Below are 8788 nucleotides of genomic sequence, written 5' to 3'. Positions count from 1 at the left end.
CTCCGTCAGCGCTTCGCGCTGCCACCTCCCCATGGCTACGCCACAGGGAGGAATTCCGTGGCAACAACCGGTCGTTTGCTGCCTCTTCTCAATTCACCATCCGCTCATAGCCCTCCCAATAGGGCGCGCGCAGGTCCTTGCGCAGGATTTTGCCGCTGGCGTTGCGGGGCAGCGCTTCGATCACGTCGACGCTGCGCGGCGCTTTGAACGCCGCGATGCGTTCGCGCGCCCAGGCGATGATGTCGGCCTCCTCGACGCTCATGCCGGGCTTGGGCACGACAACCGCCTTCACCGTCTCGCCCCATTTCTGGTCGGGGATGCCGATCACCGCGACCTCCTGCACCGCGGGGTGACCGAAGATCGCGCTCTCGACCTCTGCCGGATAGACATTCTCGCCGCCCGAGATGATCATGTCCTTCATCCGGTCGTGGATGAACAGATAGCCGTCCTCGTCGAGATAGCCGGCGTCGCCGGTGTGGATCCAGCCGTCGGCGGTCATCGTCTTCGCGGTCGCCTCGGGCAGGTTCCAGTAACCGATCATATTGTTCGACGAGCGGGTGACGACCTCGCCGACCTCGCCGGTCGGGACGCCCTGGCCGTCGGGACCGAGGATGCGGATCTCGACGCCGGGCAGCGCCTTGCCCGCCGAGCGCATCCGCGCGTTGCCTTCCGGATCATGGTCTTCGGGCGGCAGCATGCAGATCGTGCCCGTCGTCTCGGTCATCCCGTAAGCCTGGATGAACTGCGCGCCGAACATCTTGATGCACTGGCGCAGCAGCTCGAGCGGGATCGGCGCCGCGCCGTAGAGGATATATTTGAGGCGGCTGTAATCGACGCTGGCGCAGCGCGGGTGCATCAGCAGCATCTGCAGCGCCGCGGGAACCATGAAGAAGCGTGTGACGCCATGATGCTCGACCGCGTCGAACACGCCGTCGGGGTTGAACTCGGCCAGGATGATGCCCGGAAGCCCCGCGGCGAGCGCCATGATGCCGAGCCCGGTGCCGCCGATATGCGCGCACGGCATCGCGACGAGCACCGCCTCGTCATCCTCCCACTTGGTATAGGGCATGTCGGCTTCGTTCGAATGCTTGCGCAGCGCGAAGAGGTTACGGTTCGACAGTACCGCGCCCTTGGGATTGCCGGTGGTGCCCGAGGTGTAGAGCTGAAGCACCGCATCGTCCTGTCCCGAGGGGGCGAACGACGCGCGGGCGGTGTTCGCGATCAAGGTACGCGCCTCGTCGGCGCCGATGATGCGCGGACCATGCTCGAGCTTGCCCGCGAGCTGGTCGGGCACCGCGTCGAAGCCGGGGCCGGTGAAGACGATCTTGGCCTTGGTGTCGTTGACGACATAGGCCCATTCGGTCGGCGACAGGCGCCAGCCGATCGGCGCCATCACGATGCCCGCGCGCGCGGCGCCGTAGAAGAGGGTGAAATAGAGGTCGCTGTTCTTGCCGATCCAGGCGATGCGGTCGCCCTTTTGCAGCCCCGCCGCGAGCAGTGCGGTCGCGACGCGCGCGGTGCGCTCTTCCAGTTCGCCATAGGTGAACAGGCGATCCTCTTCGCGCATCGCCGGCCGGTCGGGCCGATCCGCCGCCCAATGGGTCAGGAATTCGTCGAATGTAAAAAGGTCCGAGACGTCGCGGGCCATCTGTCGCTCTCCATCGAATCGCGTCGTTTTGCGCGGTTACGAAGAGGCTAACGGCTCGCGCGCCGACGTAAAGCCGCGATTGGCCGACCTGCCACGACGGCCGGTCAGTCGCGGCGGAACAGCAGCATCAGATTGTTGGCGGGCATCGCGCGACGTTCGGCGAAAGCGAAGCCGGCTTCGGTGGCGGCCGCCTTGACATCGGCGGTGTCGCGCAGACCCCACTCGGGATTGCGCGCGCGGAGGCTGGCGTCGAAGGCGAGGTTGCTCTCTGCGGTCGCGACATCAGCCTCCACATAGGGTCCGTACAAGACCAGCGGCGCGCCGACAGGAAGCAGCCGCGCAGCGCCCGCGAACAGGCCGGGCGTCGCGGCCCAGGGGCTGATATGGACCATGTTGATGCACAGGAGCGCATCGGCGCTGTCGAGCGGCCAGTCGGGCGAAGCCGCGTCGATCATCAGCGGCGGGGCGAGGTTGGCCAGCCCGGCCTCGGCGCTCCAGGCGGCGATCGACGTCAGGGCGTCGGGATCGGGATCGCTCGGCTGCCAGTCCAGATGCGGAAAGGCGGCGGCGAAATGGACGATATGCTCGCCCGACCCGCTCGCGACCTCCAGCACGGCGCCCGCGGACGGCAGCCAATCGGCCAGCACCGCCACGATGGCGTCCCGGTTGCGCAGCGTCGCGGGCGCGTGGCGCCTGGCTTCGGTCCCGCCCTCACCCGGTGTCCAGGGCAGCGACGTCACGCCTTCGCCTGCGCCCGCGCGCGGCGTTCGCGCACGATCAGCCACAGGAACAGGCCGACCGGACCGACCATCAGGGTCAGGAACAGGAACGGGAATTGCACGATGCGGCTGAAGCCCTTGGCATCGGCATCGCGCGCGATCCACATGCCGGTGAACAGGTCGAAGGCGAGATAATGCACCCACCCCATCGTGGTCCCGCCGGGCGTGTCGAACAATTTCATCACCCCCGCGAGCGACGAGAAATCGCCGCCGCTGCCCTGCCCGCCCGGATCGATCCCGCCCGACAGGAAGCCGGCGATCAGGACGACGTAGAGAAGGCAGAGCAGGAACACCCCGGCATACATGACGAACGACAGGATACGCGGGCTGCGCGGCGCGAAGGCGAGCAGCGCCCAGCCCGCGAACGCCCAATAGTTTGCCAGCAAATAGATGGTGTTCCAGCTCATGATGTCCCCCTTTTCATCGCGCTCTAAAGCAAGCCGCCGAGTCCGAAGAGCAGGATGCCCACGAACAGCGCAACCAGACCGACGGTCACAATCAGCAGAGTGAGGCGCGCGGCAGGCAGACGCCGCGTCGCGACGAACGCCGCGGCGGTGGCGAGCCCGAACGCGATCAGCGGTGCATAGAGGAACGCCCATTCATAGCCGAACTCGCGGCGGACGCTCACCATCTCCCACTGCTCGACGACAAGCCCGTAGAGCGTGATCGCGGCGAGCCACACCGCGATGAAAACCACCGCGAACAGCGCGCCGGCGGCGAGGCAGCCTGCAGCGGTGCGTTTCGCCGCGCGGTCGGGCGCCTCGCTCAACTGCCGCCGATCTCGCTCAGCGACGGCGCGCCCGGCGCAACCGCTGGTTCGCTCCACGCCAGCACCGGGCTGCGCGCGGCCTTCGTCTCGTCGAGCCGCGCGCGCGGGGCGAAGTGCGGCGCCGACTTCAGCGCCGGATCGCCGTTCTTCGCGCGCAGCGCGATGCTGCGCAGCGCGCCGATGAACTGGTCGAGCACCGCCTTCGACTCGGTCTCGGTCGGTTCGACCAGCATCGCGCCGTGGACAACGAGCGGGAAATAGACCGTCATCGGGTGATAGCCCTCGTCGATCAGCCCCTTGGCGACGTCGAGGGTCGAGAAGCCCTCGGCGAGGCCTTTGTCGCTGAACAGCGCCTCGTGCATGCACGGACCCGAGGGGCCGAACGGCGCGTCGAGCACATCGTCGAGATTGCGCAGGATGTAATTGGCGTTGAGCACGGCATCCTCGGCGACCTGCCGGAGCCCGTCGGCGCCGTGGCTGAGGATATAGGCCAGCGCGCGGGTGAACATGCCCATCTGGCCGTGGAAGGCGGTCATGCGGCCGAAGGTCGCGGGATGATCCTCGCCCGCGCTTTCCTCCTCGATCAGGCGGAAACCGCCGTCGGCCTGCTTCGTGACGAAGGGCAGCGGCGCGAAGGGCGCGAGCGCTTCGGACAGCACGACCGGGCCCGAACCGGGGCCGCCGCCGCCGTGCGGGGTCGAGAAGGTCTTGTGCAGGTTGATGTGCATCGCATCGACGCCGAGGTCGCCGGGGCGCACGCGGCCGACGATCGCGTTGAAGTTCGCGCCGTCGCAATAGACATAGCCGCCCGCCGCATGGACGGCGTCCGAGATCGCGCGCATGTCGCGCTCGAACAGGCCGCAGGTGTTGGGGTTGGTGACCATCACCCCTGCGACATCGGGGCCGAGGCGCGCCTTCAGCGCCGCCAGGTCGACGCGGCCTTCGGCGGTCGCCGGAATATCCTCGACGGTGAAGCCCGCAAAGGCCGCGGTCGCGGGGTTGGTGCCGTGCGCGCTTTCGGGAACGAGCAGCACGCGGCGGTCGTCGCCGCGCGCTTCGAGCGCTGCCTTGATGCAGAGGATGCCGCAAAGCTCGCCATGCGCGCCCGCCTTGGGCGACATGGCGACGCTGTGCATGCCGGTCAGCGTCACCAGCCATTCGGCGAGCTCGTGGATCACGGCATAGGCGCCCTGCACCGTCTCCTGCGGCTGCAGCGGGTGCGCGTCGGCGAAGCCCGGCAAGCGCGCGACCTTTTCGTTGAGGCGCGGGTTGTGCTTCATCGTACAGCTGCCGAGCGGGAAGAGGCCGAGGTCGATCGCATAATTCTGGCGCGACAGGCGCGTGTAGTGGCGCACCGTTTCGGACTCGCTGAGGCCCGGCAGGCCGATCGGCGCCGTACGCGCGAGCGCGCCGAGGTTGCCCGAAGGCGCGGTCTCGTCGAAATCGACGCCGGTGGTCGCGTTCGAGCCGATCTCGAAGATCAGCGGCTCTTCGAGCATCAGCGCGCGGTTGCCGGTGAAGGTCACATTGTCGTCGGCGCCGCCGGCGGTCATTTCGGGGCGCCAGCCGGCGCGGTTGAGCGCGGTCATGCCAGCACCTCCTTCAGCGCCGCGGCAAAGGCGGCAATATCCTCTTCGGTCACGGTCTCGGTCACCGCAACGACGAGCCCGTTCGCCAGCGCGGCATTGTCGGGGTAAAGGCGGCCGAGCGACACGCCGCCGAGCACGCCCTTCTCCGCCAGCCGGTGAACGACCGGTCGCGCCGCCGTCGGCAACAGCAGGGTGAATTCGTTGAAGAAGCCGCTGTTCATCACCGACACGCCGGGCACCTTCGCCAGTTCCGCCGCGGCGGCCGTAGCCCGTCCATGGTTGATCGCGGCGAGCTGACGCAGCCCCGCCTCGCCGAGCAGCGTCATGTGAATGCTGAACGCCAGCGCGCAAAGCCCCGAGTTCGTGCAGATATTGCTCGTCGCCTTCTCGCGGCGGATATGCTGCTCGCGCGTCGAGAGCGTCAGCACGAAGCCGCGCTTGCCATTGGCGTCGACCGTCTCGCCGCACAGGCGCCCGGGCATCTGGCGAACATATTTCGCCTTGCAACCGAACAGCCCGAGATAGGGCCCGCCGAACTGCAATCCGACGCCGATCGACTGCCCCTCTCCCACGACGATATCGGCGCCCATCTCGCCCGGCGCCTTGATCGCGCCGAGCGCGACGGGTTCGGTGACGACCGCGACCAGCAGCGCACCCGCCGCCTGGCACGCGGCGGCCAGCGCGGACATATCATCGATGCGGCCAAGGATGTCGGGATATTGGACGACGACACAGCTGGTGTCCTTGTCGATCGCCTGCGTCAGCGCCGCCCAGTCCGTTGCGGCTTCGAGACCGGGATCGCCGTCGACGAGCACGTCGCCGGTATATTTCGCCATCGTCCGCGCGACGCTGCGGTAATGGGGGTGAAGGCCGGTCGAAAGCAAAGCCTTGCCGCGCCGGGTGACGCGCCGCGCCATCACGATCGCTTCCCAGCAGGCGGTCGAGCCGTCGTACATCGACGCATTCGCGACGTCGGTGCCGAGCAGGCGCGCGACCTGGCTCTGGAATTCGAACAGCATCTGCAGCGTGCCCTGCGCGATTTCGGGCTGGTACGGCGTGTAGGCGGTCAGGAACTCGCCGCGCTGGATCAGATGGTCGACGCTCGACGGCACATGGTGGCGGTACGCGCCAGCGCCGAGGAAGAAGGGTCCGTCGCCCGCCGCACGATTCTGCCGCGCCAGCGCCGCCATATGGCGTTCGACCGCGAGCTCGCTGGCGTGGTTCGGCAGGCCGGGGATCGGGCCGTCGAGCCGCGCCTCGGCGGGAACGTCGACGAACAGATCGTCGATCGACGAGGCGCCGACGGCGGCGAGCATCGCCGACCGGTCGCCGCTGGTGAGAGGAAGATAGCGCATGAACTACTCCGGAGAAGAAGCGGGTTTCGTTGAAAAAAGACGGGCGGTATCGGCAAGCGTCCCCGAAAAGACGGCGGGGCCGGCGTGGGTCGTGCGAATCCAGGGTGCGAGCCATATCCGGAAACCCGCGTCGCGAACGCGGCGGCAAAAGGCATAGTCGTCCGACAGCAGGGCGCGGGTTTCGGGATCGATGAGCGGGGAGAAGAAGGACGGTTCGGTTTCGCCGAGCCCGTGCGCCTGGCGCTCGCCGGGATCGGGACGAAAGACGACGTCGGGCAGCGCGCCGCGCATGGCTTCGAGCACCGCGCGGCGGATCAGCATCATCGCGGTGCCGAGCCGCGACAACTCGACAAGCTCGGTGAGCCTGAAGCTCACCCCTTCATTCAGGAAATGCAGCGCGAAATCGCCCGCATAGCGCGCAAGATCGGCAGGATCGTCCTTGGCGAGCCCCGCCTCGACCGCGCGCGCGACATTGCTCCAGTTGATCATCCGGCGCGGACAAGCACCGCCGATCACGCCGACGTCGGGGTTCGCCGCCATCGCCCCGATCAGCGAAAAGACATCGTCGACCGAAAAATCGATATCCGCATCGACGAACAGCAGATGGGTGCAATCGCTGGCCAGAAACATGGCGGTGAGCAGGTCACGCGCGCGGCCGATCGCCGGTTGGTAGAGGATGAATTCGAAGCGCACCGCGATGCCCGCCGCCTGCGCACGCAGCGCCAAATCGAGCGCCGCGCGGACATAGCTGCCCTGCGCGCCGTCATAGATCGGCGTCGCCACCATCAGGCGGCAGTCGGCAAGCGCGGCGTCGCTACTCACACATCCTCCACCCTCCCGCGCGGGAGGGACCATGGCGTCACAGATCGGCGATGAAGGCCTTGTACGCGTCGGCGTTCATCAGCCCGTCGAGCTGGCTCTTGTCGCTCAGCGTCATGCGGAAGAACCAGCCTTCACCCTCGGGGTCGCTGTTCACCAGCGCCGGGTCTTCCTCGAGCTGGCCGTTGCCATCGGTCACGGTACCGTCGACCGGCGCATAGACGTCGCTCGCCGCCTTCACCGATTCGACGACCGCAGCGTCGCCGCCCGCGCTGAGTTCGGCGCCGGTGTCGGGAACCTCGACGAAAACGATGTCGCCAAGCTGGCTCTGCGCGAAGTCGGTGATCCCGACGGTCGCCACGTCGCCGTCGACGTCGATCCATTCATGCTCTTCGGTATAATAACGCGGCATCGGTCAGCCTCCCTGTTTGCGGACATAGCGGTGTGGAACGAAGGGCATCGCGGCGACGGTGCAATGCACGCGCTTGCCGCGAACCTCGGCGGCGATCGCGGTTCCCGGCACGGCGTGGTCGCGCGGCACATAGCCCATGGCGATGGGCGCGCCGACGCTGGGGGCGAAGCCGCCCGACGTCACGACGCCGATTTCGGTGTTGCCGTCGAACAGCTTCGCGCCCTCGCGGACGGGCAGCTTGCCATCGACGAGCAGGCCGACGCGCTTGCGCGGCGCGCCGCCCTCCAGATGGCCGAGTATGCGCGCCGCGCCGGGAAAGCCGCCTTCCTCGCGGCGGCGCTTGCTGATCGCAAAGCCCAGATCGCCTTCGACCGGATCGATCTCTTCATCGAGGTCGTGGCCGTAGAGCGGAAGCCCGGCTTCGAGGCGCAGCGAATCGCGCGCGCCGAGGCCGATCGGCTTCACTTCGTCCATCGCGCACAGCGCGTCGGCGAAGGCGGCCAGCGCTTCGTTCGGGAGCGAGATTTCGAAGCCGTCCTCGCCTGTGTAGCCCGACCGGCTGATGCCGATCGCATGGCCGTTCCATGCTGCGCGCGTGTATTGCATGAACACAAGCCCCGCCGCCTCGGGCACCAGCCGCGCGAGCGCATCGACCGCCTTTGGCCCCTGCAAGGCGAGCAGGCCGTGATCGTCCCTGTGGTTGAGGGTGATATCGTCGGGCAGATATTCGCGCAGGTGGCCGATATCCTCCCACTTCACCGCGCCGTTGACGACGATGCCGAGCTGGTCGCCCTCGTTGGTGACCATCAGGTCATCGAGGATGCCACCCTCTTCGTTCAGCAGCAGCGAATAGCGCATCCGGCCGGGTTTCAGGGCCGAAATATCGCCTGGCACCAGCGCTTCGAGCGCTTGGGCGGCGCCCTCACCGCTCAGCGCGAGCTGCCCCATGTGGCTGACGTCGAACAGACCCGCATTCTCGCGCGTCCACAGATGCTCGGCCATGATGCCTTCATACTGGATCGGCATCCAATAACCGGCGAATTCGACCATGCGGCCCCCCTTCGCACGGTGCCAGGCGTCGAGCGGCAGGGTCTCGGTCCCGACCGCTTCCTCGCCCGCCTGTTCGGTTTCGCTCATATCAGTCTCCCGCGGTTGACATGACGAGGCGCGGCCCGGTGCCGTCCTGTCGCCATGCCCCCTCTGTCACGGGAACCTGAGAGTTTTCCTCCATCGGACGATGGAGTTACCCCTTCGGTGGTTCCGATCGTCACCCGATTGGGCGGCCGGAACGCTTTCCAGAGTGTCCGTTCCAGCCAGCGCGGTCCGTTTGACCTGAGAGTTTCCGGGGCGGTTGCTCCTTCGGTGGCGGGTCAGGTTGCCCTGCCCCGCGCTCTCCCGCGCGGCCGGTCGAATCCCT

The 8788-nt window shown here is 67.5% G+C and carries 9 protein-coding genes and 2 riboswitches; all 9 genes read right to left on the bottom strand.

Going from position 1 to position 8788, the window contains the following annotated elements:
- Positions 1 to 88: 88 nt before the first annotated feature.
- Complete coding sequence (locus tag J1N50_RS15990) at positions 89 to 1648, bottom strand: fatty acid--CoA ligase (RefSeq protein WP_215355523.1); 1560 nt, start codon at positions 1646 to 1648, stop codon at positions 89 to 91.
- 104 nt (positions 1649 to 1752) lie between these two features.
- A complete protein-coding gene (locus J1N50_RS15985; RefSeq protein WP_215355521.1) occupies positions 1753 to 2388 on the bottom strand; it encodes a DUF938 domain-containing protein in 636 nt (211 codons plus the stop codon).
- On the bottom strand, positions 2385 to 2834 hold the full coding sequence (locus J1N50_RS15980; RefSeq protein ID WP_215355519.1) for an ABA4-like family protein: 450 nt from the start codon (positions 2832 to 2834) through the stop codon (positions 2385 to 2387). Before J1N50_RS15980 ends, J1N50_RS15985 begins: the two co-directional genes overlap by 4 nt.
- A 23-nt stretch (positions 2835 to 2857) precedes the next feature.
- Positions 2858 to 3196, bottom strand: coding sequence for a hypothetical protein (locus J1N50_RS15975; RefSeq protein ID WP_215355517.1), 339 nt, complete (start codon positions 3194 to 3196; stop codon positions 2858 to 2860).
- Complete coding sequence (gene gcvPB / locus J1N50_RS15970; RefSeq protein ID WP_215355515.1) at positions 3193 to 4785, bottom strand: aminomethyl-transferring glycine dehydrogenase subunit GcvPB; 1593 nt, start codon at positions 4783 to 4785, stop codon at positions 3193 to 3195. Before gcvPB ends, J1N50_RS15975 begins: the two co-directional genes overlap by 4 nt.
- Positions 4782 to 6140, bottom strand: coding sequence for an aminomethyl-transferring glycine dehydrogenase subunit GcvPA (gcvPA, locus tag J1N50_RS15965; protein WP_215355513.1), 1359 nt, complete (start codon positions 6138 to 6140; stop codon positions 4782 to 4784). The genes gcvPB and gcvPA overlap by 4 nt, the downstream gene beginning before the upstream one ends.
- 3 nt (positions 6141 to 6143) lie before the next feature.
- Positions 6144 to 6962 carry a glycosyltransferase gene (locus J1N50_RS15960; RefSeq protein WP_343227901.1) on the bottom strand — a complete coding sequence of 273 codons (819 nt, stop codon included), beginning with the start codon at positions 6960 to 6962 and terminating at the stop codon, positions 6144 to 6146.
- Positions 6963 to 6999: 37 nt separating this feature from the next.
- Positions 7000 to 7371 carry a glycine cleavage system protein GcvH gene (gcvH, locus tag J1N50_RS15955; RefSeq protein WP_215355509.1) on the bottom strand — a complete coding sequence of 124 codons (372 nt, stop codon included), beginning with the start codon at positions 7369 to 7371 and terminating at the stop codon, positions 7000 to 7002.
- A 3-nt stretch (positions 7372 to 7374) separates the two neighbouring features.
- Complete coding sequence (gene gcvT / locus J1N50_RS15950; RefSeq protein ID WP_215355507.1) at positions 7375 to 8508, bottom strand: glycine cleavage system aminomethyltransferase GcvT; 1134 nt, start codon at positions 8506 to 8508, stop codon at positions 7375 to 7377.
- Positions 8509 to 8561: 53 nt separating this feature from the next.
- Positions 8562 to 8680, bottom strand: a riboswitch (glycine riboswitch).
- A riboswitch (glycine riboswitch) is annotated at positions 8681 to 8779 on the bottom strand.
- Positions 8780 to 8788 lie beyond the last annotated feature (9 nt).

Source organism: Sphingopyxis soli (assembly GCF_018682675.1).
In the GTDB taxonomy this organism is placed as follows: Bacteria; Pseudomonadota; Alphaproteobacteria; order Sphingomonadales; family Sphingomonadaceae; genus Sphingopyxis; species Sphingopyxis soli.
The sequence above is the reverse complement of the archived record's forward strand: the minus strand, read 5'-3'. Positions and strand labels throughout refer to the sequence as shown.